Consider the following 26340-nt stretch of genomic DNA (forward strand, 5'->3'; position numbering starts at 1 on the left):
GCGTATTAGTAAATGTGGCCCGTATCGCGTTGATCTTGGATAGCAACTACTACTACGCTGCGTCGTAGGAGGTGGCGATGAACGCCCTGGACGTATCCCGATGGCAGTTCGGCATCACCACCGTGTACCACTTCGTTCTGGTGCCGTTGACCATTGGACTCGCCCCGCTTCTAGCAATCATGCAAACCGCGTGGGTGGTCACCGGCAACAACTCCTGGTACCGGCTGACCCGCTTCTTCGGCAAGCTGTTTCTCATCAACTTCGCCCTGGGTGTGGCCACCGGCATCGTGCAGGAATTCCAGTTCGGAATGAACTGGAGCGAATACTCCCGCTTCGTCGGTGACGTGTTCGGCGCTCCCCTTGCCCTCGAAGGGCTGGTGGCCTTCTTCCTGGAGTCAACCTTCCTGGGCTTGTGGATATTTGGATGGACGCGGCTGCCCAAGCTGGTGCACCTGGCGTGTATCTGGATGGTGGCGATCGGCGTCAATGCCTCGGCGTTCTTCATCATCGCCGCCAACTCGTTCATGCAGCATCCGGTCGGTGCCGTCTACAACCCGGAGACCGGCCGTGCCGAGCTGATCAGCATCACCGAGCTCCTGACCAACAACACGGCGCTGGCCGCGTTCCCCCACACCGTCGCCGGATCCCTGCTCACCGCAAGCACCTTCGTCGCCGGAATCTGTGGCTGGTGGATGGTCCGCTCCCACAAGGTCGGCACACTCGACGATGCACGCACGATGTACCGACCCGCCGCCATCGGCGCGTGCGCCGTGATGATCCTGTCCGGTGCTGCGCTGGCGGCCACGGGGGACGTCCAGGGCAAGCTGATGTTCCAGCAGCAGCCCATGAAAATGGCGTCGGCAGAATCCCTGTGCTACACCGAAAAGGATCCCAAGTTCTCGGTGTTGACGGTGGGTACGCACAACAACTGCGCCAGCGTGGCACACGCCATTTCGGTGCCCTATGTGCTGCCGTTCCTGGCCGAGGGCAAGTTCACCGACGTCACCCTCAAGGGTGTGGAAGACCTCCAGAAGGAATACGAGCAGAAGTTCGGACCGCGCAACTACCGGCCCAATCTCTTTGTCACATACTGGTCTTTCCGCGCGATGATCGGGCTGGCCGCCGGGTCGGCCCTGCTGGCGCTGGCAGGATTGTGGGTCACCCGTGGTGGGCGCATCCCCAGTCAACGCTGGTTCGCCTGGCTTTCGATCCTGGCCATCCCCACCCCTTTCCTGGCCAACAGCGCCGGGTGGGTGTTCACCGAGATGGGCCGACAACCGTGGGTCGTAGCACCCAATCCGACAGGGGTGGAGCAGATCCGGCTTACCGTGGACCTGGCGGTCTCCCACCATTCCGCGGCCACGGTATGGCTATCCCTCATTACGTTCACCCTGCTGTACGGCGCACTGGGGGTGGTCTGGTTCTGGCTGATCCGCCGATACACCATCGAGGGCCCCCTCGAACACGACACCGAGCCCGCTTCACCAGTCACCGATGACGACAGCGTCAAACCGCTGTCCTTCGCCTACTAGCCCAACCAGCCGCGTAAGGAGGTTCCGGATATGAATCCCACAGCATTGCAACAGTTCTGGTTCATCGTCGTGGCGGTGTTGTTCCTCGGCTTCCTCGTGCTCGAAGGGTTCGACTTCGGCGTCGGGATGCTCATGCATCCCCTCGGCCGCGGTGACGACCGTAGGCGACGGGCCGTGTTGAACACCATAGGGCCGGTATGGGACGGCAACGAGGTCTGGCTCATCACCGCGGGCGGCGGGATGTTCGCGGCCTTTCCGCATTGGTATGCAACGGCGTTCTCCGGCCTGTACCTTCCGCTGCTGCTCATCCTGGTGGCCATGATCGTCCGGATCGTTGCCATCGAATGGCGGGGAAAGATCGATGACCCCCGCTGGCGTGCCCGCTGCGATCTCGGGATAGCGATCGGATCCTGGATTCCCGCGCTGCTGTGGGGCGTGGCGTTCGCGGCAATGCTCGCCGGGCTTCCGGTCGACAGTGCCAAGCAACTCACCCTCACCATTGGCGACGTGCTCAGACCATATGTGCTGCTGGGTGGCATAGTTTTTGTGGGGCTCTTCGCCTTTCACGGCGCGCTGTTCATATCGCTCAAGACCGCCGGCGCGGTACGAGAGGACGCCGTCTTGACAGCACGCAGGCTGGCGATTCCGGTGATCGTCGCCGCCGGCGGATACGGATTGTGGACGCAGCTCGCGTACGGCAAGGGTTGGACATGGATCGCGCTCGCGATTGCCGCGCTGTCCCTGGTCGGAGCGGCAGCCTTTTCGCGAATCTCCCGTGACGGATGGGCTTTTGCCTGCACCTGCCTGACCGTGGTCGCAGTCGTCGCTTTGCTCTTCGGGTCCCTTTATCCGAATCTGATTGTCTCCAGCCTTGATCCGGCCTACAACCTGACGGTGACAAACGCATCGTCAAGCCCCTACACGCTCAGAGTGATGAGCTGGGCTGCCGCGGTCACCGCACCCGTGGTGCTGATCTACCAGGGCTGGACATATTGGGTTTTCCGGCAGCGCATCTCGGCCGACCAGATTCCCGATCCCGTCGGGCTACCCGGGCGATGACGACCTCGCGCAGTGCCCCGGTCGATCCCCGACTGTGGCGCCGCAGCGCTCCTGCCCGCCGCTACCTGATCCTGACGGTGCTCTGCGAGCTGGTGATGACGGCCTGCACCCTTACGATCGCGGTGGTCCTCGCCCGCGCCCTCGCGCTACTGATCACCGATCCCGCGAGCCGCGATATGGCCCATATGGGGCAGCCGATGGCCATCCTCATTGTCCTCTGGATGGTTCGAGCGGGGGCTCAGGGTATACAGACCAGGTTCAGCGAACGTGGCGCGACCGGGGTGATCGCGGACCTCGACGACCAGCTGTTGTCGACCATCGCCGAGGCGCAGCCACGTGACCTGGAGCAGTTCCGGGACTCGGCCACGACGGTGTTGACCCGTGGCCTGGACGACCTGCGCCCGTACTTCGCCGGATATCTCCCCGCGGTGCTCAGCGCCGCAATCGTGACACCTGCGGCCGCATTGGTGATCGCACTGTCCGACATCCGATCCGCCGTGATCGTCGCGATCACTGTGCCGCTGATTCCCATATTCATGATTCTCATCGGCCTGCTCACCCGCGATCGGGCGGAGGCCGCACTGCAGGCATCGACCGCGGTCACCGGTCAGATTCTCGATCTGATAGCGGGCATCCCGACCCTGCGCGCACTCGGGCGCACCGCGACTCCCCTGCGCCGAATCGCCGAACTCGGTACTTCTCAGCGCCGTTCGGTGATGGCCACCTTACGGGTGGCGTTTCTGTCGGCAATGGTGCTCGAAATGATCGCTACTCTCAGCGTCGCGCTCATCGCGGTGGGTATCGGCATGCGTTTGGTTTTCGGGCACCTCGACCTGACCACCGCGTTGACAGTCCTGATCCTGGCACCTGAGGTGTACTGGCCGTTGCGACGCGTCGGGATCCAGTTCCACAGCGCTGCCGATGGCACGGCTGCCGCGGACAAGGCCTTCGAACTCCTCGACGCCGTCGGGCCCCCGGCTTCGAGCGGCGGAACGCACGCTCCGAACGAGAATCCGGTCATCGAACTCGCCACCATCAGCGTGGCCGACCGAAGTGGTTACGCACCATGGGAATTGACCGCAACAATCCGGCCCCGCACAGTCACGGTTCTTACCGGGCACAATGGCGCCGGAAAGTCGACGGTGCTGCACACCATCACCGGACTGACCACACCCGCCCAGGGCCAAGTTCTCGTGGACGGGGTGCCCCTGGACCAGATCCAGCGCGACAGCTGGTGGTCAATGCTCGGATGGCTGCCGCAACGCCCGGTGCTGGTGCCCGGTACCGTGCGCGAGAACCTCGAAATGTTCGGGCCGCTCGACGATCTCGAATCCGCACTAATCGACAGCAGGTTCGACAGCACACTGGAAACGCTACGAGACGGATTGGACACCCACCTCGGTGCGGGTGGCACCGGACTGTCGCTGGGCGAACGCCAGCGGCTGTGCCTGGCCCGTGTGCTCGGCACCAACCGGTCGATCCTGCTGCTCGACGAGCCGACGGCCCACCTCGACGCCGACACCGAGGCCTGTGTGCTTGCCGCATTGGTTTCCCGCGCCCGCAGGGGTGCAACAGTGGTGCTGGTGGGCCATCGGGCGCCTGTTCTGGCCGCCGCCGACAACGTATTCACCGTGCAGGCAAGACATGTCGCGCACCTCTGATCCGCTACGGCACTGGCTGATCGCCCTGCGGGTGCGGCCGGTACGACTGGCCGCCGCCGTGGCATGCGGTGTCTTGGCGCTGGGGAGCGCGCTGGCGCTGGCGGGTTTGTCGGCATGGTTGATCACCAGGGCATGGCAGATGCCTCCGGTACTGGATCTGTCCGTCGCCGTGGTCGCCGTACGCGCACTGGGTATTTCACGAGGCATCTGGCGATACTGCGAACGGCTGGCCGGTCACGATATCGCACTGCGAGGCGCCGCCACTGTCCGCGCGCAGGTGTACGCACGGCTGGTGGGTGGCGCGGCCGGCCAGGTCCGTAAAGGTGCGGTGCTCGACCGGATCGGCACCGATATCGACGAACTCGCCGAGACGGTCGTACGCAGCGTCATACCCATCGCGGTCGCCGGGGTGCTGGCGGTGGCGGCCACTGCGACGGTTGCGCTGATATCGATGCCTGCCGCCGCCATCTTGGCGTGTGCCTTGTTGGTCGCCGACGTGCTGGCACCGGCGTTGGCGTCTCGCGCGGCCGGCACACGAGAGACACGAGGCGCGAGGGCACGCGCTCTGCAGACCGAGACGACGGTCGAGATCCTCGACCATGCCCCGGAACTGCGCGTCAGAGGACTTCTCCCCCGTCAGCTCGAAGTAGCGCGTCAACGCCGCAGAGACTGGGCTGCGGCTCAGGACGCCGCCGCCGTTCCGGCCGCCTGGTCGACGGCGGTTCCGACCCTCGCCGTCGGCGCCGCAGTGGTCGGTGCGTTCGCCGTAGCGGTCGAGCTGGCCGGACATATCGCACCCACGACGCTTGCCGTCTTGGTGCTGCTGCCGCTGGCAGCCTTTGAGGCTTCCGCCGCACTGCCTGCCGCAGCCATCGGCATAGCCCGTTCACGCGCATCGGCGCGGCACCTACAAGACCTCGCGACGGCAGGGCACGACACGTCCGCACCGGTCGATGTCATGCCCACCAACGGCAGGGCCGGCATGCCGATTGAATCCGTCGAACTGACATGGCGGACCGGACTTTCCACATCGGGTCCGTTGTCGTTTCGGCTGGCCGCAGGTGGGCGGATGGCGATCACCGGGGCCAGCGGCATCGGCAAGACATCCTTGTTCACAACGCTCGCGGGCCTCGCGCCGCAGGTGTCCGGTGCCATTCGGCTCGACGGCACCGATATCACGGACCTCCCCGCCACCGAACTGCCCTCGCTCATCAGGTTTTTCGGGGAGGACGCGCACATCTTCGCCACCACAGTGCGCGACAACCTGCTCGTCGCTCGCGGCGATGCGACCGACGGAGAGCTGTTCGACGTGTTGTCCGACGTCGGCCTCGGTTCCTGGGTCGAGGCGTTGCCACACGTGCTGGACACGGTGTTGACCTCAGGTGCGGCCTCGATATCGGGCGGGCAACGCCGCAGGCTGCTTCTGGCCCGGGCAGTGCTCTCCGACGTGCCGGTGTTGCTGCTGGACGAACCCACTGAACATCTCGATGGGCAGGCCGCCGAGAGGTTCCTACGAGAACTACTGGACCCCGCCAGTCCAGTGCTGGCCGGACGAACCGTCATAGTCGCGACCCATCATCTGCCCGATTCCGTGTCCTGCCCATGTGTCCGACTCGGCGATACAGTGCAGGTATGACGGAAACGCCGCCGCCACCACCCCCGCCGTACTACCCGTACCAGCCTCCCGGCGGGTACCCACCTTCCCCATACCCGTATCCCTACGGTGCGCCGGTTCCCCCGCCTGCCCCCAAGAATGGCCTCGGAGTGGGGGCGCTGGTTGTGGGAATCATCGCCATTCTGTTCTCCTGCACAGTGTTTGGCGGGTTTATCGGCGGTCTTGTTGCGGTGATCCTCGGGATCGTGGGCGTGCGAAGGGTCACGCGCGGGGAGGCCGACAATCGCGGTGTGGCGATCTCCGGCATCGTGCTCGGAACCCTTGCCGTGCTGTTGTCCGCGGCGATCCTGGTGTTCACACTGGTCTTCATGAAGTCAGCCGGTTTGACCGACTTCATCACGTGCATTTCCAATGCCCAGGGTGACCAAGTCAAGGCAACCCAATGCCAGAACGACTTCGAGAAGCGGATGAATCAGAAGGCCGGTACTCCGACGCCCTGACGTCTACCGAGCGGGCGGATCGGCGGGCAGCACATGCTCGCCGACACGATCGGTGGCCAGGCTCAGCGAGGAGATGTACTGCTTCTCGCCGTCGGGACCGGGCTTGGCGGAGGCGAGCATATCGGGACGCTCAAACTCGATTCCGCTGACGGCACAACGAAGTAACTCATCCGATGGGTTTCCGTACTCGTCGTACATCGGCAGATCGATACCGTCATCGGTGCGACGCAGGTAGTACTTGCCGCGAGTCGCCACCGCGAGAATGGGCGGCAGCACGAAGGCGATCACGACTGCCACAATCGGTGAGTAGGGCCGGATGGCCTCGCCGAACACTCCGAAGAAGACCAGGATCGAGATGCCCGCCGAAAGCAGCATCGAGACGAATCCGACCGGGTTGACGTCGTAGAGCATGCCGCGCCGGAATTCCGGCTTCATGGGCGAGAGCTTCAGGACGTACTTGTTGATCGCGATATCGGTAGCCACCGTGACCACCCAGGCCATACCGCAGTTGGCGTAGAACCCGAGAATGGTGTTGAGGAAGTCGAACATATTGGCTTCCATCAGCACCAGGGCGATCACCAGGTTGAACAGCACGAAGACCAATCGGCCCGGGTAGTGCTTGGTGATGCGGGTGAATGAGTTCGTCCAGGCCAACGAGCCCGAGTAGGCGTTGGTGACGTTGATCTTGATCTGACTGATTACCACCAGAATCACGGCCAGCGTGATGGCGAGCCAGTGCGGCATCATGTTCTGGTAGATCTCCAGGAACTGGTGCACCGGCTGATTGGCCACGGCAGCACCGCCTGCCACATTGGCGATGAGATACACCGCCAGGAACAGCCCGATCACCTGTTTGATGGCTCCGAAAAGCACCCAGCCCGGCCCCGCCAGCAGCATCGCAGTCCACCAGCGTCGGCTGTTTTCGGGCGTCTTGGGCGGCATGAACCGCAGATAGTCGATCTGCTCGGCGATCTGGGCGATCAGGGACAGGCACACGCCCGCGGCGAGCATGATCGACCCCAGGTTGACGCCTTGTGCTTCCTTGCCGCCGTAGGCGAAGAAGGTTCCGATCGAATCCGGGTGACGCACCACGAGATAGACGAATGGGATGACCATCATGACGAGCCACAGCGGGGTGGTCCACACCTGCAGCACCGAGAGCGCCTTCATCCCGTAGATGACCAGCGGGATAATGATGATGGTGGAGGCCGCGTATCCGATGGGCAGCGGCACGCCAAGCCCGAGCTTCAGGCCCTGGGCCATGATCGAGCCTTCGAGTGCGAAGAATATGAATGTGAACGTCGCGTAGATGATGTTCGTGACGATGCTGCCGTAGTAACCGAATCCGCTTCCGCGCGTGATCAAGTCGAGATCGATGTTGTAACGGGCCGCGTAGTACGAGACAGGGATTCCGGTCAGGATGATGATGACCGCGAACAACCCGATCCCCCACAGGGCATTTCCGGTGCCATAGGAGATTCCGATGTTGGCGCCGATCGCGAAGTCTGCCAAGTAGGCGATGCCACCCAGGGCCGTCACGCCGACAACAGCCGGGCTCCACCGTCGAAATCGCCTGGGCGCGAATCGGAGGGTGTAGTCCTCCAAGGTCTCCCGCAGTGCCGCGCTCTCGGCGGCATCGTGGGTGGACGGAGCAGACGAAACGGGTGCGGATGCAGTCGTATCGAGAGTGTCGGTCACGCGGACAGCCTGTCGAGCGCCCAAGTCGTGCGCGTTTTCCAGACGTTAATGTCCTGTTACGCAGGCGCTCCAGCAGGTGTTTTCGGGCGCAACCGCGGGGTGAACTCCAGGCTCAGCAACGCGAACGCCACCAGCGGCACCGTGGACATCTGCACAAGCACGTAGCGCCGGTCCCTCAGCGCGTGGAATTTGCGCAGGTACCGGTACAAAGACTCCAGGGCTATCAGCGGATCGAGCACGTGAATGGCCGAGTAGCACAGCTCCTGTACGCGAGTGCGGTCCTTCTCGGCGAAGATCTCCGGGAATGCCGCGAACGCCAGCGACAAGCGGCGGGCGCCTTCGGTCTTGGCGAGTGCGATCATGTCGATGGTCAGTCGTTCGTCGATCCCGTTCGGCGCACCCGGGCGCCGCCACGGAACATCGAGAGAGACATCGGTGCCGCCCCCGGTGGTGGCGTAACGGTGAAACCCTTGCACCACACCGCGATCATCCCGGGCGACGATCAACCGAACACCGGGATAGCGCCCGAGTAGCGCACCGTCAAGAATCATCGAGAATCCGCGCTCGAAACGACCTCCATGCGAAAGTTCCATCACCTGTTGCAGTTCGGCGCGCAGCCCGCCATCGAGACTGCGCTCGTCGACGATCTCGGTGGTGACCCCCGCGTTGTGAGTGCGCTGCATGCCTTGGCGCAGATTCCGATACTTGCGGCCCACCATGTCGAAGGCTTGTACATCGACCACGACATCGCGACCCACCGCGATAGCGCGGAGTGGATGGCCCAGGGAACGCGGGTCACTCCACAACGACAGGCGACGTTCACTGCACCCCAATATCGCGATACGCCAGCCACGCGAGCGACACATGGCCGCAAATTCCCGAACCAGGGACGGGAACCGTGACTCGTCACCGATCGGATCTCCGCCGACTACCGCAAAACCGGCGCGCGTCCGGTAGGCGATGGCTGCGGAGCGATCGGCGTTGAAGTAATAGGACTTGAGCGAATGCATCGCGAAGGCGGCCAGCGGATCGTCACCGGTGCTGTCCACCAGGGCGCCCACCTCCGCCAACGCCTCTGGCTGCGCCGGAGCGGATGTCGGCCACATCAAGATGAGCCCGGCCGCGACCACCAACGCGTCGCCGGCGCGCTCGAACTGCAAGACTCCGGCCCCCAATGCGACCAGCACGGATACCCCCGCCCACGCCGCATGACCGAAGGTGACCGGCCGCCCCAGGAAGATCCCCCGAGCGATGAATCCGACGCACAACAGAACGGTGAGCGGCCAGAGGATTTCATCGAAATCGGGTTGCTTCGGATATCCGGAATGGGCGACCAACAACACCAGCCATCCCGCGACCAGCAGCACCGCGGCGGCGCTCACCAACCGCGCGGGCCTCGAATCGCTGTGGACTGCAATGCGTTCGGCAATACGCACGTGAGTGGTTGCGGCCAATGGTTCCAGCATTCAGCCACCTCCCACGGTCTCCCGATACCGACCTTCAAGAATACTCCCGCAGCTACCAGCGGTCGGAGGGATCGCTCTTTCCGATCGCAAACCAGAGGATGGGACCGAAGATCGGGAAGACCAGCACGATGATGGCCCACGGCAGCTTCTCGCCATTAGGCTTGACCGGGTCTTTGATGATGGAAATGATGGTGACGACAGTAAGAACCAGCACCAGCAGAGAAAGAATTCGAATCATGACCGCCCCGGGAAGTGTTTGACAATACCTTCCTGGATAGTACTGGCCAGCAACGCCCCTTCGCGATCGAAAAAACGCCCCGCTCCCATCCCCCGGCCCGCCGAGGCAACCGGCGACTCGGTTGCGTAGAGCACCCAATCATCGAAGCGCACCGGGCGGTGAAACCAGACGCTGTGGTTGATGGTGGCGGCGAAAATCCGGTCGTAACCCCAGGACAGCCCGTGAGTGGTGATGATCGAATCCAGCACCGTGGTGTCCGATGCGTAAACCAGCGCCGCACTGTGCAGAACCGGATCGTCGGGCAGTGCGGAGTGAGTCTTCATCCACACCCGATTATGTTCCAGCCGTTCAGATTTCGCCTTGAGAACCCAGGCGGGGTCGTTGTCGTAACGCCATTCGATGGGTTTGAGGGCGGCCACGAACATCGGCACGGTCTCCTCGTAGCCGACCAGGTGCTCGTCGATGGTCGGCAGCGTGTCAGGATCGGCCACCGTCGGCGGTTTCACCGCGTGTTCCAGGCCAGGTGAGTCCTTCAGATACGACACCAACGCGGAGGACAGCAACAGATCACCCTGGACGGCGTCGACGCGGCGATTGGCGAAGTTACGCTCGTCCCGCAATCGCAGGACCCGGAACTCGATGTCCTGCTCAGGGTCACCACCGTTGATGAAATGGGTGGACACGGCCGCCAGCGAAAGCTTCTCGGACACGGTGCGCCCGGAAGCGACCACCGACTGCGCCATCAGCTGACCGCCGAAGGTACGGGGCGGATTGACCGTCGGGTGACCACCGATGAACAGATCGGACTCGGGGTTCTTCAGCTCCAGCAGCGCGAGTAGCTGTGCGAAATCAGGTGCGTTGCTGATGCTCGATCCTCGTCTCTAGTGGTCGTCCTCGCCGATCCGGTGCACGTGGATCAGATTGGTCGAGCCTACTGTCCCGGGTGGAGCACCCGCGACGATCACCACCAGATCTCCCCGTTGATAACGCTCCATCGCCAGCAACGCCGTATCCACTTGTTGGATCATGCCGTCGGTGGTGTCCATCACCGGGACGATGAAGGTTTCAGTTCCCCAGGTCAGCGCCAGCTGGCTACGTACCTCGGGCAGTGGGGTGAAAGCCAGCACCGGCAGCGGAGTGTGCAGTCGGGCGAGCCGTCGCACCGTGTCACCCGACTGCGTGAACGCCACCAGGGCCTTGGCGTTGAGCCGTTCGCCGATGTCGCGCGCCGCATACGAGATGACGCCGCGTTTGGTCCGCGGCACGTGGGTCAGCGGCGGCGCGCTCACCGAATGACTCTCGACCGCGGACACGATGCGGGCCATCGTCCGCACCGCCTCCATGGGGTACTTGCCCACCGAGGTCTCCCCCGACAGCATCACGGCGTCCGCCCCATCCAGGACCGCATTGGCGACATCCGAGGCCTCGGCGCGTGTCGGGCGCGAGTTTTCGATCATCGACTCGAGCATCTGGGTCGCCACGATGACTGGACGCGCGTTCTCACGCGCGATCTGGATAGCGCGCTTCTGCACAATCGGCACATCTTCGAGCGGAAGTTCGACGCCCAGATCGCCACGAGCGACCATGATCGCGTCGAATGCCAGCACGATCGCCTCCAGGTTGGCGACGGCCTCGGGCTTCTCCAGCTTCGCGATCACCGGCACCCGACGGCCGACCCGGTCCATGATGGCGTGCACCAGTTCCACATCACCGGGTGACCGCACGAACGACAGTGCGATGAGGTCCACCCCGAGGCGCAGTGCGAACTCCAGATCCGCGATGTCCTTTTCGGAGAGGGCAGGCACCGAGACATTCATCCCCGGAAGTGACAGCCCCTTGTTGTTGCTGACCGGACCACCCTCGGTGACCCGGCAGACCACGTCGTTGCCTTCGATGGCCTCGACGGTCAAGCCAACCTTGCCGTCGTCGACCAGAAGCCTGTCGCCCACGGCAGCATCGGTAGCCAACTGCTTGTACGTGGTGGAGACCCTATCCGGGGTTCCCACGACGTCCTCGACGGTGATCCTGACCAGTTCGCCCGTCGCCCAATGGGTGGAGCCGGTGGCGAACCGGCCCAGCCGGATCTTGGGCCCCTGCAGGTCCGCGAGCACGCCGACCGCACGCCCGGACTCGTCAGATGCCTTACGCACCCAGCGATAGTTCTGCTCATGGTCGGCATGGTCGCCGTGGCTGAAATTGAGTCGCGCGACGTCCATCCCGGATTCGACAAGCTCGCGTACAAGCTCGGCGGAACCGGTCGCAGGACCAAGGGTACAAACAATCTTTCCGCGTCTCGTCACGACTTTTGAGCATAGTCGTGCTGGTACCTACTCACGAGTCAGCGCGGACACGATTCACCAAGCGGTTACCTTCACCGGTTTGCGTTGTCAGGAGGCCAATTTCAGACCGACGATGCCGGCAACGATCAATCCCAGGCTGAGCAGTCGCCAGACGTTGGCCGAATCGCCGAACAGCACGATGCCCAGGATTGCGGTACCCACAGCGCCGACCCCCACCCAGATCGCGTACGCGGTACCGACCGGCAGGCTTTTCATCGCAATGCCCAGCATGGCGATGCTGATGATCATCGATCCGACAGTGCCGACGGTCGGCCACAGTCGAGTGAATCCCTCGGTGTATTTCAGACCGATGGCCCAGCCCACCTCAAGCAGACCCGCGAGAAGAAGAACCAGCCAAACCATGAGAGATACCTCCACATTTCAGTGAGGCCGTCCCCTGGTGAAGAATTACCGGGCCGTCCCGGTCATTCCCATTCTCTCACATGTCAATCGCGAAGCTGGCGACCAGCTTTGTCGGTAACCCTGCCGCCGAAGATCAGGACCGCATCGACGACCGCCCAGATGACAGCGACGATTCCGAACGTCACCAGGCCGATCAGCAGCTGAATGACGCCGAGCAGCGTCTGGCCCAGATATATCCGCCCGAAGCCGAGAAATCCGACCAGGCCCAAAAGTTGCAGCAGGCCGGCGATCAGCTTCGACTTATCTGAGTATGGCGCCCCAGTGCCCGGATCGCGCCCGTACGGGGCGGCAGGGTCCACATAGGGGGGCGGATAAGGGATGCCAGGCGATGGCGGCACCGGCGGAGGTGTTCCGAAAGGAGGCGGCGTGCTCTCGGTCATTTCTCCACAATGCCAGAGTTCTCACCGATCTCGTCGGCCGATTCCTCGGCGGGGTCATCCAACGGGTCTTTCGTGACGTCTTCTTCCCCAGCTGGTACCACCTCAGCTGAGTCCTCAGTGCCCGCCGACTCCTGCGCGACGGCCTCGCCCTCGTCGGTCTGCGCCGCAGTGCCGCCCAGGGTCGCCGGATCCTCACGGCCCTTGGGGGCCAGCAGGATGTAGGCGATCGCACCGAGGAACACCAGTGTCGAGGTGAAGGAGTTGACGCGAATTCCACCGAACTGTGTGGCGGGGTCCACGCGCATCAACTCGACCCAGAAGCGTCCCACGCAGTACGCCGCGACATACATCGCGAACAGACGTCCGTGCCCGATCTTGAAGCGCCGATCGACGAAGATCAGCAGCGCGAAAACAAGGACATTCCACAACAATTCGTAGAGAAAGGTCGGGTGGACAACCTGGGCGACCTCTCCGGTGGACACACCGTTGAGATTGAGGACGTCCACCGTGCCGTCGGCCGAGCGGCGATAGAACAGCTCCAGTCCCCACGGCAGCGTGGTGGGGCCACCGGTGAGTTCCTGATTGAAGTAGTTGCCCAACCGGCCGATCGCCTGGGCCAGCACGATGCCGGGAGCGATCGCGTCGCCGAAGGCCGGCAAGGAAATTCCTCGACGGCGGCAGGCGATCCAAGCGCCGACACCGCCGAGGGCGACGGCGCCCCAGATACCGAGGCCGCCTTCCCAGACCGCGATCGCCTTGCCCAGGCCCTTACCGTGCGGGCCGAAGTAGGTCTGCCAGTCGGTCATGACGTGATAGAGACGTCCACCGACCAGTCCGAACGGCACCGCCCACAAAGCGATGTCGTAGATGACACCGCGCTCGCCGCCGCGCTGCTCCCATCGACGATCTCCGATGACCAGCGCGACGATAATGCCCGCGATGATGCACAGTGCGTAGGCGCGGATCGGGATGGGTCCCAGATGCCAGACCCCTTGGGGCGGGCTGGGGATGTATGCCAGATTCACGACTGTCACAGTGTTGTCCCTGTTTTTCCTGTCATCCCTGGGCTCAGGTCCTTCGGACTCCGGTAGCCAACTCTTCAGTCAGGGTACGCACGGCGGTTGCACCTTGCGGGGCGGCCGCCACCAACGCCGAGCCCACGATGACGCCGTCGGCATACGCGGCGATCTCGGCCGCCTGGGCACCGGAACGCACGCCAAGACCGACCCCCACCGGGATATCGGAGACCTCGCGAACCCTGCCCACCAGCGTGGGAGCGGCATTCGACACCGCATCACGGGCACCGGTGACACCCATGGTGGAGGCCGCGTAGACGAATCCCCGGCATGCGCCGATCGTCTTCTCGAGTCTTTCCGGCGTCGACGAGGGTGCGACCAGGAAGATGCGGTCCAGGTCATGAGCATCGGAGGCCGCGATCCAGTCTTCGGACTCATCGGGGATCAGATCGGGTGTGATGATTCCGAGGCCTCCCGCTGCGGCGAGGTCGCGCGAGAACGCCTCAACTCCGTACCGCAGCACCGGATTCCAGTACGACATCACGACGGCATGGCCGCCGGCATCGGTGATGGCGCGGACCGTGGTGAAGACGTCGGCTACCCGAACACCGTTGGTGAGCGCGGTTTCCGCGGCGGCGGCGATCATCGGGCCGTCCATCATCGGATCCGAGTAGGCGATTCCGACCTCGATGATGTCGCATCCGCCCTGCACCAGGGTGGTCATGAGTTCGATCGAGGTGCCCAGGTCCGGATAGCCGTTGGGCAGATACCCGATGAGTGCGGCACGCCCCTCGGCACGGCACTTGTCGAAGACCTCGGTCAGGCGGCCCGACTGCGTCATGCCCCGGCCCCATTCTGGTCCGCGTCGTTCTTGTCCAAGAGCTCGAACCACTTGGCCGCGGTCTCGACGTCCTTGTCCCCGCGCCCGGACAGGTTGACCACGATCACCGCGCCTTCGCCCAACTCGGCTCCGAGCTTGAGTGCGCCCGCGACGGCGTGTGCCGATTCGATGGCAGGGATGATGCCCTCGGCGCGAGAAAGCAGTAAGAAGGCATCCATGGCCTCGCTGTCGGTCACCGGGCGATAGTCGGCACGCCCGGTCTCACGCAGCCAGGCATGTTCGGGACCCACCCCGGGGTAATCCAAACCCGCTGAGATCGAATGGGATTCGATGGTTTGACCATCCTCGTCCTGCAACAGATACGAGTAGGAGCCCTGGAAGGCTCCGGGGGTGCCGCCGGTGAATGTGGCGGCATGCCTTCCGGTTTCGACACCGTCACCGGCGGCCTCATATCCGACAAGCCGGACCGCCGGGTCGTCGATGAACGCGTGGAAAATGCCGATCGCATTCGAGCCACCGCCGACACAGGCCACTACCGCGTCGGGCAATCTGCCGACCTGATCGAGTACCTGCGCCCGCGCCTCCATGCCGATGATGCGCTGAAAATCGCGAACCATCACCGGGAAGGGGTGTGGGCCAGCCGCGGTACCGAAGCAGTAGTAGGTGTTGTGCGCGTTGGTCACCCAGTCGCGCATGGCGTCGTTGATCGCGTCCTTGAGGGTTTTCGACCCCGATTCCACAGCCACCACGGTCGATCCCAACAGCCGCATTCGCGCGACATTGAGTGCCTGGCGTGCAGTATCGACGGCGCCCATGTAGATGACGCACTCGAGGCCCAGAAGAGCACACGCGGTGGCGGTGGCCACTCCGTGCTGTCCCGCGCCAGTCTCCGCGATGACGCGTGTCTTGCCCATCCTCTTGGCCAGCAGGACCTGACCGAGGACGTTGTTGATCTTGTGGGAACCGGTGTGGTTCAGGTCTTCTCGCTTGAGCAGCAGACGTGCACCACCGGCGTGGGCGCTGAGGCGTTCGGCCTCGTACAGTGGCGACGGTCGGCCCACATAGTGCGTCTGCAACCGGTCGAGCTCGTCGAGGAACGAACGGTCGGACCTGACCTTCTCGTATGCGGCCGTCACTTCTTCGATGACGGCCATCAGGGCCTCGGCCACATACCGGCCGCCGTACGGACCGAAGTGCCCGCGACCATCGGGATCATGCGCGGTGGGCTCGGCGATCGCAGCGCTCATCTGCGGCAGGCCGGTGTTTTTCATATTGGATGAACCGCTTGCGGAAAGACTGGCGGGCATCGTCTAGCGAGCCGGTTTGGGGCAGGACGGATGCGTGCCCGCGGTCACCAGATCGGCGACGGCTCCGCGCGGATCGCCACTGGTAACCAGTCCCTCACCGACCAGAACGGCGTCGGCACCCGCACCGGCATACGCCAGCAGGTCGGCCGTCCCACGAATACCGGACTCGGCAATACGGATGATGCCGCTGGGCAGCCCCGGCGCGATACGCGAGAAGCAATCCCGGTCGATCTCAAGAGTTTTCAGGTCGCGGGCGTTGACGCCGATAACCGATGCGCCGGCGGACAGCGCACGATCAGCCTCTTCCTCGGTGTGCACTTCCACCAGCGCGGTCATCCCGAGCGACTCGGTGCGATCGAGCAGCGAAACAAGTGCGGTCTGTTCCAGCGCCGCAACGATCAGCAGGATCAGGTCGGCGCCATGTGCCCGCGCTTCGTGGATCTGATACGGACTGATCACAAAGTCTTTGCGCAACACAGGAACTGATACGGCAGCGCGTACCGAGTCCAGATCATCGAGGCTTCCGTGGAACCGCCGGCCCTCGGTGAGCACGCTGATAATCCGTGCTCCCCCATCCTCGTAGGCCTTGGCGAGTTCTGCGGGATCGCTGATATCGGCAAGCGCGCCACGCGACGGGCTGGCCCGCTTGACCTCGGCGATCACGGCGATTCCCGGCTCGCGCAGCGCGGCCATGACATCGAGTGGCTTGGGCGCTGCTTTGGCGGCCGCCTTCACGGTGGCCAGATCGACAACGGCTTCGCGAGCCGCGACATCAGCGCGCACGCCATCGAGGATCGAATCGAGTACGGTTCCCGAACTCATGACCTCGACGATTCCCTTCTTGCGGCGCCCCCGCGCCTACACGCTCGAACTTCACAGAAGGGTAGCCGTTCGAGGCTCACACAAGAAAACCGGGTCAGGTAGGGCCGGACGAACGCTCGGCCGGACCGACGGTGGGGTCCTGTCCGTCGTCCAAGCTGTCCCACATCACCCGCGCGCTCTGCTTCTTTTCTCCCAGATCCGCACTCTCAGAGCGTCGCGCAGCCGGGGTCTGGTATTTCGTGTCCGCGACGCCCCGTGCGGCCCGCAGGAGCGTAATGGCGGCCAGCACGACCACCACCGCGGCCACCACGGCGGTTGTGGCTCCGCCGGAGAGCCGGTCGGCCCCGATCAGTGTGGATACCGGGACGTTTTTGACGTCTGCGGCACGCGGCCCGACATCACGAACGGCCCAGAGGCTGATCCCCAGATACGCCGCGCCGGCGCCGATCACCGCGACGAGGACCGCCAAGATCCGCAGGGCCAATCCGCGGATGGCCAGCGTGGCGATCGCCGCAGCGACCAGGGCGACCGCCAGCGGGACCAGGGCCGCCGACCAGTCGGCGCCGGAGACCAGAATCGTTCGCGGCTCCCCCAAACCGTCGAAGGAACGCAGGCGCACCCAGGTGAACTTTGAGGCGCCCCACAGCCCACCCGCTGCGATCAGGAGCAATCCGGCGCCGGTGGCCAGCCGCTTGCGGCCCGAACGCGGCTGAGCCGGATCAGACATCCGCGGCGCCCGTGAGGGTTTCGGCCGCGGCGATCGCATTGAGCACCGCGGTGGCCTTGTTCCTGGCCTCGTTGTACTCGTACTCACCCGTGGAGTCGGCCACCACGCCCCCACCGGCCTGCACGTAGGCACGCCCGTCTTTGAACAGCGCGGTTCGGATCGCGATGGCGAAATCGGCGTTTCCGGCGAAGTCCAGGTATCCCAGCACTCCCCCGTACAGCCCGCGGCGAGTCAGCTCGACTTCCTCGATGAGTTCCATGGCGCGCACCTTCGGCGCCCCCGACAGCGTTCCCGCGGGGAAACATGCGGTGATGGCGTCCAATGCCGTCTTGCCGTCCGCCAGCGATCCAGACACCGTTGAGACCAGGTGCATCACGTGGCTGTAGCGCTCGATATGGCTGTAATCGCTGACCCGCACCGTGCCCGGCGTACACACGCGTCCGAGATCGTTGCGGCCCAAATCGACCAGCATGAGGTGCTCGGAGAGCTCTTTCTCATCGGCGAGCAGATCCTTGGCGAGCAAGGTGTCTTCCTCCTCGGTTGCGCCGCGCCAACGCGTTCCTGCGATCGGATGGGTGGTGGCCACTCCGTCCTTGACGGTGACCAGCGCCTCCGGACTAGATCCCACGATCGAAAAAGCCGTCCCACCATCGGCATCCGGCGCATGCAGCAGATACATGTATGGGCTCGGATTGGTGACCCGCAAGATGCGGTACACCTCCAACGGGTCGACGTCGGTCTCCATTTCGAAGCGCATGCTCGGCACCACCTGGAATGCCTCGCCGGCTTCGATCTCGCCGACGAGTTTGTCGACGATCGCGCTGTACTCCTCCACAGTGCGCTGGCTGCGATACACGGGTGCCGGACGATCGAAATGCGCAACAGTCGACGGCAACGGCTGACCCAGTGCCGCCGTCATCACATCGAGTCGTGCGACCGCGCCGTCATAGGCCTCGGCCACACGCTCCGGGGTGTCATCCCAGTTCACCGCGTTGGCGATGAGCGTGATGGTGCCTTCGTGGTGATCGACGGCCGCCATATCGGTGGCGAGCAGGAGCAGCAGATCCGGCAGCCCCAGATCATCTGTTGTCTGCTCCGGAAGTCGCTCCAGCCGCCGGACGATGTCATAGGACAGGAAACCGACCATGCCACCGGACAGCGGCGGGAGGTCCGACAGCGCTTGACCTGCCAGCAGGTCCATCGTGGCCCGCAACGCATCGAGCGGATCGCCGCCGCCGGGAGCTCCCTCCGGGCTGGCCCCGAGCCAGGCGGCGTGACCGTCCCGGACCGTCAGAGCCGAGGGCGATCCCGCGCCGATGAAGGACCAGCGCGACCATGACCGCCCGTTCTCCGCCGATTCAAGCAGAAAGGTGCCGGGCCGGTTGGCACCCAGCTTGCGGTAGGCGGAGAGCGGCGTCTCGCTGTCTGCCAACACTTTTCGGGTCACCGGCACCACCCGATGCACCGCCGCCAGGGCGTTGAACTCTTCCATGGTCGTGGTCGCGGCGCCACTGACGGTGCTATGCATGCGTGCCATTCTCCCAGACCCCCGCCAACGGATTCGGCCATGCCGCCAGCGTCAGCGGTATGCGGACTTAACCTTCGTATGCCTTGAGGGTCGCGACGAGTCGCTCCAGGCCCGCGACGACCGAGGCACGCTCGTCCCCGAGTCCGGCCAGGGCCTCGGCTTCGATACGCAGCCGCTCGGGGAACAATTCGTCCACGACCGACCGCCCGCTGTCGGTCATGCTGATGATCGCGGCACGGCGGTCGTTGGCGTTGGCTTCCCGGCGTACGTATCCACGCTCTTCCAGCTTGCGCAGCATTCTGCTCACCCACGCTTGCGATACACCGAGCTCCTCAGCGACATGGCGCGCGATCACCGGCCCCTTGCGGTGCCGGAGCACCACCAGAACGTCGTGCTCGGGCTCGGCGATGGCCGCGGTCGCATAGAGAGGCTCGAGCAACCGGGCGAGCAATCCCGACGCGCGCTTGAGCGAGCCGATGACCTCCATCGGCGATGTGTCGAGCTCCGGCCTGTTCAGCGTCCAGTCACGGGTGGTGATCGAACTCTCGTGGACAGCCATCATGCCTCTCGGTCCAGGTGTGCCGGATAAACGCGGATCGGGGCCCAGGCTATCGAAATCGGAGCGTCACCATCGGCGAGCTCGGCAACATACGCCCGCGGTGCGGTCATTTTATTCCTCGATCACCCACGCCGGCTCCTGAGACATGGATCTCATCAGCGAGATCCACACCTAATACATAACTTGTATAGTATCTGTCATGCATGAGCGCGTTTTCCTACTCTCGCCAACCGTCACACGGCCGGGACGAATCGAGCGCGAGGCTCATCGGCCGTCATGCGTGACGGCCACGTTCCACACCGCTCGGCAGGCAATGAGGCACGCCGATGCCCCCGGATGTTGCGGGTCCCCGCTGGTCTTGATCCTCGAAAGGTGCAGCCATGAGCGTTTCCAGAAGCCGTCGTGTGGTCAGCAAGATCTGGTTACCCGCAATAGCGATCGTCATACTTCTCGTCGCCGGGTTGGCCATCAAATTCGCGCATGGGGTGTTCGGCTCGCAGGATCGAACCCACAGCCCTGGGGGCAACTTCGCCGTCGTCCAGTTCAATCCCAAGAACATCGTTTACGAGGTGTACGGCGACTACGGGGGCTGGGCACGGGTGAGCTATTGGGATACCGACAACAGACCCGTCGATATCGAACTCACCGGATTGCCCTGGACACACACCGAAACGACCGTCTTGACGACCGCGACCGGAGACATCACCGCGCAGGTCGCCGGTCGAAACGTGGGCTGCCGCATCACCGTTGACGGATTGGTGCGTTCGGAGCACACCGCGACCGGTGAGCACGCCGGTGTCTGGTGCCAGGTGCTTTCCGCATGAGCGCACACTCTGCCCAGAAACCGCGCTTCGCCAAGGCAATTCGTAAGTACTCGATACTCGTAGTGCTCGCCTGGTTGGCGTTCACCATCGTGATCAATACCGTGGTGCCGCAGCTCGAGCCGGTCACCGACGCGAATCAGGGCCCCTTGGTGCCGCTCGATGCGCCGTCCTCGAAAGCCTTGATTCACATCGGTGAATCGTTCAAGGAATCCAACAGCAACAGCCTGGCGATGGTCATCCTGGAGGGTGATCACAAGCTGAATGACGCCGACCACAAGTTCTACGACGTACTGGCAAGCAAGCTGGAAAACGATAAGAAGCACGTCCAATACGTCATGAATCTGTGGGGCCAGGGCACCACTGCCGCGGGCGTGCAGAGCTCCGACGGTCAGGCCGCCTACACGCTCGTGCGCGTCGCAGGTGACCAAGGTTCGACAGTCTCGGACGAATCGATCCGTGCCGTGCGCGAATTGGTCGCCGAAGTCCAGCCCCCCAACGGGGTCAAGGTCTACGTCTCCGGGTCCGCCCCGTTGTCAACCGACATGCTCCAGGTGGGCAACCAAAGCATGATCCGCCTGATGTACGTGACCATCGTCATCATCACGGTGATGCTGCTCATCGTCTATCGTTCCGTCGCAACGGCTTTGCTGACACTACTGATCGTGATGGTGGAACTGTCCTGCGGGCGAGGCGTTGTCGCCTTCCTCGCCTATCACAAGCTGATCGGCATCTCGGTGTTCGCGTCGAACATCCTGGTGTCGTTGATCCTGGGCGCCGGAACCGACTATGCAATCTTCCTGATCGGTAGGTACCAGGAGGCGCGTCACGCCGGCGAAGATCGCGAAACCGCCTATTACTCCGCGGTCAGAGGCGTCTCCCACGTCATCCTGGGCTCGGGCCTGGCCATTGCCGGCGCGACATTCTGCCTGCAATTCACCCGCCTCAACTACTTCAACACGATGGGCCTCCCCTGCGCGGCCGCGACTCTCGTGGCGGTCGCGGCATCCCTTACCTTCGGGCCCGCGGTGCTGGCACTCGGCAGCCGCTTTGGAGTATTCGAACCGAAAGTCAAAGCCAGCGCCGGCATTTGGCGCAAGGTGGGCACCGTGACCGTGCGGTGGCCCGGACGCATCCTCGTCGTGAGCAGTGTCGTGGTGATGATCGGTTCGATCACGCTTCCGTCGTATCGGCCCAACTACAACGACCGCATATACATAGCCGACGACGTGGCGGCGAACCAGGGATATGCGGCCGCCGACCGGCATTTCCCGGTGAGCAAGCTCAACAGCGACATGCTCATGATCGAATCCGACCACGACATGCGCAATTCCACGGACATGATCGCCTTGGACAAGGTGGCGCGAGAGGTGTTCCACACGCCTGGGGTCGCGATGATCCAGAGTGTCACCAGGCCGTTGGGCACACCACTGGAGCATTCGTCCTTCACCTACACGATGGGGACGATGGGAACCAAGATCAATGAGTTGATCCCGTTCCTTACCGATCTCACCGATCGGTTCACCCAGATGGCCGATATCACCGATCGCATGGCCGCGCTGATGCGCCAGCAGCAGGAACTGACCGGACAGCAGGCCGACTCGGCGCATATCTCGCTCAAGGGCGCACAGGAGTTGAAGGACGTCACCGTCAGCATGCGGGACACCCTGGCCAACTTCGATGATCAGTTCAGGCCGCTGCGGAACTACTTCTACTGGGAACCGCACTGCGCCGACATCCCCATGTGCTGGGCGATGAGATCGCTGTTCGATATGACCGGCCAGGTCGATTCGATGACCGATGCGGTCGATGACAGCCTCAAGGCCGCGATGATTCAGGACGCCGTCACGCCACAGCTGGTCCAGGTCATCGGCAAGAGCGCCGCCGAACTGGACAACATGCGCAAAGTGGTGCTCACCGAGCAGAGCACCATGCGACCGATGCTGACGCAGCTGAACGAGCTGGGCCGCCAGATGATGGATCTCGGGCACGCCTTCGACAGCTCCAAGAACGACGAGTTCTTCTACCTGCCGCCCGAAGCCTTCGACAATCCGTACTTCCAGATCGACCTGAAGTACTTCGTGTCACCGGACGGGAAGTCCGCGCGCTACATGATCTATCACGACGGTGAAGCGCTGAGCGAGGAAGGCATCGACCACGCACAGGCCTACCTGCCGGCAGCCAAGGAAGCGCTGAAGGGAACGACGCTGGCCGGTTCGCGGGTTTATCTGGGGGGTGCGGCCGCAACGTACTGGGATATCCAGGACGCCACCAAGACCGACCTCCTGATCGCGGCGATCGCGGCGTTCGCGCTGATCTTCCTGGTGATGCTGTTGATCACCCGCAGTGTGGTCGCGGCATTGGTCATCATCGGTACGGTGGCGTTCTCGTACTCCGGCGCCTTCGGCCTTTCGGTGCTGGTCTGGCAGCATTTCCTGGGCATACCGCTGAGCTGGTTGAACCTGCCCATCACCTTCATCATCCTGGTGGCCGTGGGATCTGACTACAACCTGTTACTGATCGCCCGCTATCTGGAGGAAAGCAAAGCCGGGTTGAACACAGGTTTGATCAGAGCGGTGGCGAACTCGGGCAAGGTGGTCACCACCGCGGGCATCGTGTTCGCAACGACGATGATGGCCATGCTCTCCAGCGACCTGTTGTCGGTCGGCCAGCTGGGGTCCATTATCGGGCTTGGCCTGCTGCTGGACACGCTCATCGTGCGATCGTTCATCACTCCCGCGATCGCCCGGCTGCTCGGTCCGCTGTTCTGGTGGCCGCGCATCATCCGTTCGCGTCCAGCACCTGCCCAGTACAGGGAAACGACTGTGGCCACTCATTGACCTGGCTCGTCGATACACGTTCCAGCTAATCTCCCACACCACGCCACCGGGCAGGAACACCGTCACATTCTTCGATGGCATGCCGCACCTCATCACGTCGAAGGACTCCAGACCGTTCGACCGTATCGAACATACATTCGATACGTCAACGCCTTTAGCCTGAGGCGGTGCCCGATGAATGCTTGTTCTGCGGAATCGTCTCCGGTGTAGTTCCTGGCGTGCGGGTGGCAGAGGATGCCGACACATACGCCTTCATGGATATCAATCCGGGTTCGGACGGCCATCTGCTGGTCGTTCCGAAGCGGCACAGCAAGGACCTCCTCGAGATCCCGGCCGAGGACCTGAGCGCTGTTGCGGTGGCGGCCCAGCGGATAGCCAAAGCGGTCGTTTCCGAACTCGGCGCCGATGGGGTGAATCTGCTGAATTGCTGCGGCGCCCACGCATGGCAGACGGAGTTCCACTTCCATCTGCACGTGATTCCACGATATGCCGCCAAGTCCAAAGACCGGCTCGGGCTGCCATGGGCACCGGGCATCCGCGGTGACGCCTTCACGATCACTGCCCTGGGAAACCGGCTGTCCAACGCGCTGGCGTAGCGTTCGACTCATGAAACCTGGTGATCGTGTCGCCGACTTCGAACTTCCGGACCAGACCGGAACGACTCGCAGCCTCTCCGCGCTCCTGGTCGACGGGCCCGTCGTGCTGTTCTTCTATCCCGCAGCCAATACCCCCGGCTGCACCGCCGAGGCATGCCACTTCCGCGATCTGGCAAGTGAATTCAAGGAAGTCGGTGCCTCACGCGTCGGCATCAGCGTCGACTCGGTAGACAAGCAGGCCGACTTCGCCGACAAGCGCAAGTTCGACTACCCGTTGCTCTCGGACACCGGCGGTAAGGTCTCGTCGGCCTTCGGCGTCAAGCGCGGCCTGTTGGGCAAGCTGGCCCCGGTGAAGCGGACCACGTTCGTCATCGGCACCGACAAGACGATCCTCGAAGTCTTCGCGAGCGAGCTCAACATGAACGCGCACGCCGACAAGGCCCTAGAGTTCCTCCGCGCCCGCAAGTAACACGTCGGCATCGAAGCAACTGTGGGCACCGGTGTGGCACGCCGGTCCGGTCTGGTCGACTTCCAGCACCAGAGTGTCCCCGTCGCAGTCCAGCCGCACCGCGTGCACGTACTGGGTGTGGCCGGATGTCTCGCCCTTGACCCATAGACGCTGCCGGGATCGCGAGAAGTACGTCCCGCGCCGCGTCGCAAGGGTCTGCGCCAACGCCTCATCGTTCATCCACGCCACCATCAGCACCGTGCCGGTGCCGCGCTCTTGCACCACTGCGGTGACCAGGCCGGCCGCGTCGCGTTTCAGGCGATCGGCAATCCCGGGATCCAGCTCGCTCATCGCACCGTGATCCCTTCCGCGGCCATCGCCGCCTTCACCTCGGCGATGGTCAGTTCCCGAAAATGGAAGACACTGGCCGCCAGCACCGCGTCGGCGCCGGCCTTGACCGCGGGTGAGAAGTGGTCAACGGCACCGGCTCCGCCGCTGGCGATCACGGGAACGTCAACCGCTGCACGCGCGGCGGCGATCATCGGAAGATCGAACCCCGCCTTGGTGCCGTCCGCGTCCATGGAATTGAGCAGGATCTCCCCCACGCCCAATTCAGCTCCCCGCCTTGTCCATTCGATCGCATCTATCCCGGTGCCCTTGCGGCCGCCATGGGTCGTGACCTCCCACCCGGACGGCGTCGGCACGTCACCCGCGCGGACCCGGCGCGCATCCACGCTCAGCACGATGCACTGTGAGCCGAACCGCTGTGCCAGCTCGGCCAACAACTCCGGACGTGCGATCGCCGCGGTGTTGACGCCGACCTTGTCCGCGCCTGCCCGCAGCAGCACATTGACGTCTTCCACCGATCGCACACCGCCGCCCACCGTCAACGGAATGAACACCTGCTCGGCCGTGCGACGCACCACATCCAACATGGTCGCCCGACCCGCCGATGAAGCCGTGACATCGAGGAAGGTCAGTTCATCGACGCCCTCGGCGTCATATGCGGCCGCGAGCTCAACCGGATCGCCTGCGTCACGGAGGTTTTCGAAGTTGACGCCCTTGACCACGCGACCATCGTCGACGTCAAGGCAGGCAATGACACGGGTAGCAACACTCATCGGTAGTCCTCCGGATCCCCGACCTCGGCCAGCACTTCCAGGATCTGTTCGTGCACACCGGGCGCGGCCACCAGTACCGATGGTGATTCGGGGGTCCATGGATTGCCGCGCAGATCCGTCGCGTGACCGCCCGCGGCCTCGACCAGTGCGATACCCGCGGCGTGATCCCACACATGCGCGCCGAAACTCACCGCGCCGCCCAGTATCCCGCCCGCCGTAAACGCCAAATCGATCCCGGTGCTGCCGTGCATCCGCAGGCGAGAGGTGATGCGGCTCAGCTTCTCCACCACTGCCAGGCGGTAGCGACCCGGTACCCGCCCCTTCCAATCAACGTTGAACGTGCCCAGTCCCACTGCCACATCTGCCAGATCGGTGCGTGGCAACGGCGGCATCGCAACTCCGTTGCGCACCAGCGGGCCACCCGCGACAGCGGTGTACCGGTCTCCCATGAACGGCAGCCAGGTCAATCCCGCCACCGGCACCCCATCGGAGAGCAACCCCAGCAGAATCGCCGCCATCGGCGAACCCGCCGCATAGTTGACGGTGCCGTCAATGGGATCCACCACCCAAACCAGTCCAGAATCCACTGCCGGCCCACCGAATTCCTCGCCGTGCACACCGATTCCGGTGCGGTCGGTAAGCGCTTCCACGACCATCCGCTCGATGGCCAGATCCTCTTCGGTGGCGAAGTCCTTGCCGCCCTTGAATACGACGCCATCGGCACCGTGCCCGGACACGAAGCGCCGCGCCGCCACGTCCAGAATCACGGACGCCTCGGCTACCAACGCATTCAGATCAGGCAT

At 63.8% G+C, this 26340-nt stretch carries 26 protein-coding genes; 9 read left to right on the forward strand and 17 right to left on the reverse strand.

The features are described 5' to 3' along the window. Positions 1-77 precede the first annotated feature (77 nt). Genes MSTE_RS12605 through MSTE_RS12625 form a run of 5 tightly spaced genes read left to right on the forward strand, consistent with a single transcriptional unit; the run spans position 78 to position 6367 of the window. Positions 78-1532: a cytochrome ubiquinol oxidase subunit I gene (locus tag MSTE_RS12605; protein ID WP_096501635.1), complete on the forward strand. Its 1455-nt coding sequence runs from the start codon at positions 78-80 to the stop codon at positions 1530-1532. Positions 1533-1562: 30 nt separating this feature from the next. Continuing rightward, complete coding sequence (gene cydB / locus MSTE_RS12610) at positions 1563-2591, forward strand: cytochrome d ubiquinol oxidase subunit II (RefSeq protein WP_096501637.1); 1029 nt, start codon at positions 1563-1565, stop codon at positions 2589-2591. Next, positions 2588-4252, forward strand: coding sequence for a thiol reductant ABC exporter subunit CydD (gene cydD, locus MSTE_RS12615; protein WP_096501639.1), 1665 nt, complete (start codon positions 2588-2590; stop codon positions 4250-4252). The genes cydB and cydD overlap by 4 nt, the downstream gene beginning before the upstream one ends. Then, positions 4236-5888 carry a thiol reductant ABC exporter subunit CydC gene (gene cydC, locus MSTE_RS12620; RefSeq protein WP_096501641.1) on the forward strand — a complete coding sequence of 551 codons (1653 nt, stop codon included), beginning with the start codon at positions 4236-4238 and terminating at the stop codon, positions 5886-5888. Before cydD ends, cydC begins: the two co-directional genes overlap by 17 nt. Continuing rightward, positions 5885-6367 carry a DUF4190 domain-containing protein gene (locus MSTE_RS12625; RefSeq protein ID WP_096501643.1) on the forward strand — a complete coding sequence of 161 codons (483 nt, stop codon included), beginning with the start codon at positions 5885-5887 and terminating at the stop codon, positions 6365-6367. Before cydC ends, MSTE_RS12625 begins: the two co-directional genes overlap by 4 nt. A 3-nt stretch (positions 6368-6370) precedes the next feature. Here the strand turns inward: MSTE_RS12625 and MSTE_RS12630 are convergent, their stop codons facing one another. From MSTE_RS12630 to MSTE_RS12695, 14 genes are all read right to left on the reverse strand, one after another. Then, complete coding sequence (locus MSTE_RS12630; RefSeq protein WP_096501645.1) at positions 6371-8065, reverse strand: purine-cytosine permease family protein; 1695 nt, start codon at positions 8063-8065, stop codon at positions 6371-6373. 56 nt (positions 8066-8121) lie between these two features. Beyond that, entirely contained in the window at positions 8122-9531 is a 1410-nt protein-coding gene (locus MSTE_RS12635) for a bifunctional lysylphosphatidylglycerol flippase/synthetase MprF (RefSeq protein ID WP_096501647.1), read from the reverse strand. A gap of 52 nt (positions 9532-9583) precedes the next feature. Then, positions 9584-9769: a PLD nuclease N-terminal domain-containing protein gene (locus MSTE_RS12640; protein ID WP_030097729.1), complete on the reverse strand. Its 186-nt coding sequence runs from the start codon at positions 9767-9769 to the stop codon at positions 9584-9586. Continuing rightward, positions 9766-10635, reverse strand: a complete 870-nt coding sequence (locus MSTE_RS12645; RefSeq protein ID WP_193442090.1) for an acyl-CoA thioesterase II — start codon at positions 10633-10635, stop codon at positions 9766-9768. The genes MSTE_RS12640 and MSTE_RS12645 overlap by 4 nt, the downstream gene beginning before the upstream one ends. Positions 10636-10650: 15 nt before the next feature. Then, positions 10651-12069: a pyruvate kinase gene (gene pyk / locus MSTE_RS12650; RefSeq protein ID WP_096501651.1), complete on the reverse strand. Its 1419-nt coding sequence runs from the start codon at positions 12067-12069 to the stop codon at positions 10651-10653. 87 nt (positions 12070-12156) lie between these two features. Then, positions 12157-12471, reverse strand: a complete 315-nt coding sequence (gene sugE, locus MSTE_RS12655; protein ID WP_096501653.1) for a quaternary ammonium compound efflux SMR transporter SugE — start codon at positions 12469-12471, stop codon at positions 12157-12159. Between the two features lie 83 nt (positions 12472-12554). After that, positions 12555-12911, reverse strand: a complete 357-nt coding sequence (locus MSTE_RS12660; RefSeq protein WP_096501655.1) for an NINE protein — start codon at positions 12909-12911, stop codon at positions 12555-12557. Then, on the reverse strand, positions 12908-13945 hold the full coding sequence (gene lgt, locus MSTE_RS12665; RefSeq protein WP_096501657.1) for a prolipoprotein diacylglyceryl transferase: 1038 nt from the start codon (positions 13943-13945) through the stop codon (positions 12908-12910). The genes MSTE_RS12660 and lgt overlap by 4 nt, the downstream gene beginning before the upstream one ends. Before the next feature lie 34 nt (positions 13946-13979). After that, positions 13980-14768 carry a tryptophan synthase subunit alpha gene (gene trpA / locus MSTE_RS12670; protein WP_096501659.1) on the reverse strand — a complete coding sequence of 263 codons (789 nt, stop codon included), beginning with the start codon at positions 14766-14768 and terminating at the stop codon, positions 13980-13982. Then, complete coding sequence (gene trpB / locus MSTE_RS12675) at positions 14765-16039, reverse strand: tryptophan synthase subunit beta (protein WP_096501661.1); 1275 nt, start codon at positions 16037-16039, stop codon at positions 14765-14767. Before trpB ends, trpA begins: the two co-directional genes overlap by 4 nt. A 39-nt stretch (positions 16040-16078) precedes the next feature. Continuing rightward, positions 16079-16897, reverse strand: coding sequence for an indole-3-glycerol phosphate synthase TrpC (gene trpC / locus MSTE_RS12680; RefSeq protein WP_030097721.1), 819 nt, complete (start codon positions 16895-16897; stop codon positions 16079-16081). Between the two features lie 94 nt (positions 16898-16991). Further along, complete coding sequence (locus MSTE_RS12685; RefSeq protein WP_096501663.1) at positions 16992-17624, reverse strand: TIGR02234 family membrane protein; 633 nt, start codon at positions 17622-17624, stop codon at positions 16992-16994. Next, positions 17617-19152 (reverse strand): anthranilate synthase component I, encoded by a 1536-nt coding sequence (locus tag MSTE_RS12690; RefSeq protein WP_096505815.1) that lies wholly within the window; start codon positions 19150-19152, stop codon positions 17617-17619. The genes MSTE_RS12685 and MSTE_RS12690 overlap by 8 nt, the downstream gene beginning before the upstream one ends. Positions 19153-19219: 67 nt before the next feature. Next, positions 19220-19711, reverse strand: coding sequence for a MarR family winged helix-turn-helix transcriptional regulator (locus MSTE_RS12695; protein WP_057969098.1), 492 nt, complete (start codon positions 19709-19711; stop codon positions 19220-19222). Positions 19712-20091: 380 nt separating this feature from the next. On the opposite strand from MSTE_RS12695, the gene MSTE_RS12700 reads away from it, so the two are divergent. From MSTE_RS12700 to MSTE_RS12715, 4 genes are all read left to right on the forward strand, one after another. After that, positions 20092-20535, forward strand: a complete 444-nt coding sequence (locus MSTE_RS12700; protein WP_096501665.1) for an MmpS family transport accessory protein — start codon at positions 20092-20094, stop codon at positions 20533-20535. Continuing rightward, a complete protein-coding gene (locus tag MSTE_RS12705) occupies positions 20532-23372 on the forward strand; it encodes an MMPL/RND family transporter (protein WP_096501667.1) in 2841 nt (946 codons plus the stop codon). The genes MSTE_RS12700 and MSTE_RS12705 overlap by 4 nt, the downstream gene beginning before the upstream one ends. A gap of 167 nt (positions 23373-23539) precedes the next feature. After that, entirely contained in the window at positions 23540-23968 is a 429-nt protein-coding gene (locus MSTE_RS12710; protein WP_096501669.1) for an HIT family protein, read from the forward strand. 10 nt (positions 23969-23978) lie between these two features. Next, positions 23979-24437, forward strand: coding sequence for a peroxiredoxin (locus tag MSTE_RS12715; protein ID WP_096501671.1), 459 nt, complete (start codon positions 23979-23981; stop codon positions 24435-24437). Here MSTE_RS12715 and hisI read toward each other — a convergent pair. From hisI to MSTE_RS12730, 3 genes are read right to left on the reverse strand one after another with little or no spacing between them, the layout of a single operon-like run. Then, on the reverse strand, positions 24411-24767 hold the full coding sequence (hisI, locus tag MSTE_RS12720; RefSeq protein WP_096501673.1) for a phosphoribosyl-AMP cyclohydrolase: 357 nt from the start codon (positions 24765-24767) through the stop codon (positions 24411-24413). The genes MSTE_RS12715 and hisI overlap by 27 nt on opposite strands. After that, positions 24764-25537 (reverse strand): imidazole glycerol phosphate synthase subunit HisF, encoded by a 774-nt coding sequence (gene hisF / locus MSTE_RS12725; RefSeq protein ID WP_096501675.1) that lies wholly within the window; start codon positions 25535-25537, stop codon positions 24764-24766. Before hisF ends, hisI begins: the two co-directional genes overlap by 4 nt. Beyond that, on the reverse strand, positions 25534-26340 hold the full coding sequence (locus MSTE_RS12730; RefSeq protein WP_096501677.1) for an inositol monophosphatase family protein: 807 nt from the start codon (positions 26338-26340) through the stop codon (positions 25534-25536). Before MSTE_RS12730 ends, hisF begins: the two co-directional genes overlap by 4 nt.

Origin of the sequence: [Mycobacterium] stephanolepidis, from assembly GCF_002356335.1 — a bacterium.
GTDB lineage: Bacteria > Actinomycetota > Actinomycetes > Mycobacteriales > Mycobacteriaceae > Mycobacterium > Mycobacterium stephanolepidis.

Excerpts from the sequence above, each read along its gene's own strand:
- MSTE_RS12635 (WP_096501647.1), bottom strand. The coding sequence starts at position 9,531 with ATGCTGGAACCATTGGCCGCAACCACTCACGTGCGTATTGCCGAACGC.
- cydB (WP_096501637.1), top strand. The coding sequence starts at position 1,563 with ATGAATCCCACAGCATTGCAACAGTTCTGGTTCATCGTCGTGGCGGTG.
- MSTE_RS12625 (WP_096501643.1), top strand. The coding sequence starts at position 5,885 with ATGACGGAAACGCCGCCGCCACCACCCCCGCCGTACTACCCGTACCAG.
- trpC (WP_030097721.1), bottom strand. The coding sequence starts at position 16,897 with ATGAGTTCGGGAACCGTACTCGATTCGATCCTCGATGGCGTGCGCGCT.
- MSTE_RS12695 (WP_057969098.1), bottom strand. The coding sequence starts at position 19,711 with ATGGCTGTCCACGAGAGTTCGATCACCACCCGTGACTGGACGCTGAAC.
- MSTE_RS12685 (WP_096501663.1), bottom strand. The coding sequence starts at position 17,624 with ATGTCTGATCCGGCTCAGCCGCGTTCGGGCCGCAAGCGGCTGGCCACC.
- MSTE_RS12640 (WP_030097729.1), bottom strand. The coding sequence starts at position 9,769 with ATGATTCGAATTCTTTCTCTGCTGGTGCTGGTTCTTACTGTCGTCACC.
- MSTE_RS12690 (WP_096505815.1), bottom strand. The coding sequence starts at position 19,152 with ATGCATAGCACCGTCAGTGGCGCCGCGACCACGACCATGGAAGAGTTC.
- sugE (WP_096501653.1), bottom strand. The coding sequence starts at position 12,471 with ATGGTTTGGCTGGTTCTTCTTCTCGCGGGTCTGCTTGAGGTGGGCTGG.
- MSTE_RS12660 (WP_096501655.1), bottom strand. The coding sequence starts at position 12,911 with ATGACCGAGAGCACGCCGCCTCCTTTCGGAACACCTCCGCCGGTGCCG.
- trpA (WP_096501659.1), bottom strand. The coding sequence starts at position 14,768 with ATGACGCAGTCGGGCCGCCTGACCGAGGTCTTCGACAAGTGCCGTGCC.
- MSTE_RS12605 (WP_096501635.1), top strand. The coding sequence starts at position 78 with ATGAACGCCCTGGACGTATCCCGATGGCAGTTCGGCATCACCACCGTG.
- hisF (WP_096501675.1), bottom strand. The coding sequence starts at position 25,537 with ATGAGTGTTGCTACCCGTGTCATTGCCTGCCTTGACGTCGACGATGGT.
- trpB (WP_096501661.1), bottom strand. The coding sequence starts at position 16,039 with ATGAAAAACACCGGCCTGCCGCAGATGAGCGCTGCGATCGCCGAGCCC.
- MSTE_RS12700 (WP_096501665.1), top strand. The coding sequence starts at position 20,092 with ATGAGCGTTTCCAGAAGCCGTCGTGTGGTCAGCAAGATCTGGTTACCC.
- hisI (WP_096501673.1), bottom strand. The coding sequence starts at position 24,767 with ATGAGCGAGCTGGATCCCGGGATTGCCGATCGCCTGAAACGCGACGCG.
- MSTE_RS12705 (WP_096501667.1), top strand. The coding sequence starts at position 20,532 with ATGAGCGCACACTCTGCCCAGAAACCGCGCTTCGCCAAGGCAATTCGT.
- MSTE_RS12715 (WP_096501671.1), top strand. The coding sequence starts at position 23,979 with ATGAAACCTGGTGATCGTGTCGCCGACTTCGAACTTCCGGACCAGACC.
- cydC (WP_096501641.1), top strand. The coding sequence starts at position 4,236 with ATGTCGCGCACCTCTGATCCGCTACGGCACTGGCTGATCGCCCTGCGG.
- MSTE_RS12730 (WP_096501677.1), bottom strand. The coding sequence starts at position 26,340 with ATGCCTGATCTGAATGCGTTGGTAGCCGAGGCGTCCGTGATTCTGGAC.
- cydD (WP_096501639.1), top strand. The coding sequence starts at position 2,588 with ATGACGACCTCGCGCAGTGCCCCGGTCGATCCCCGACTGTGGCGCCGC.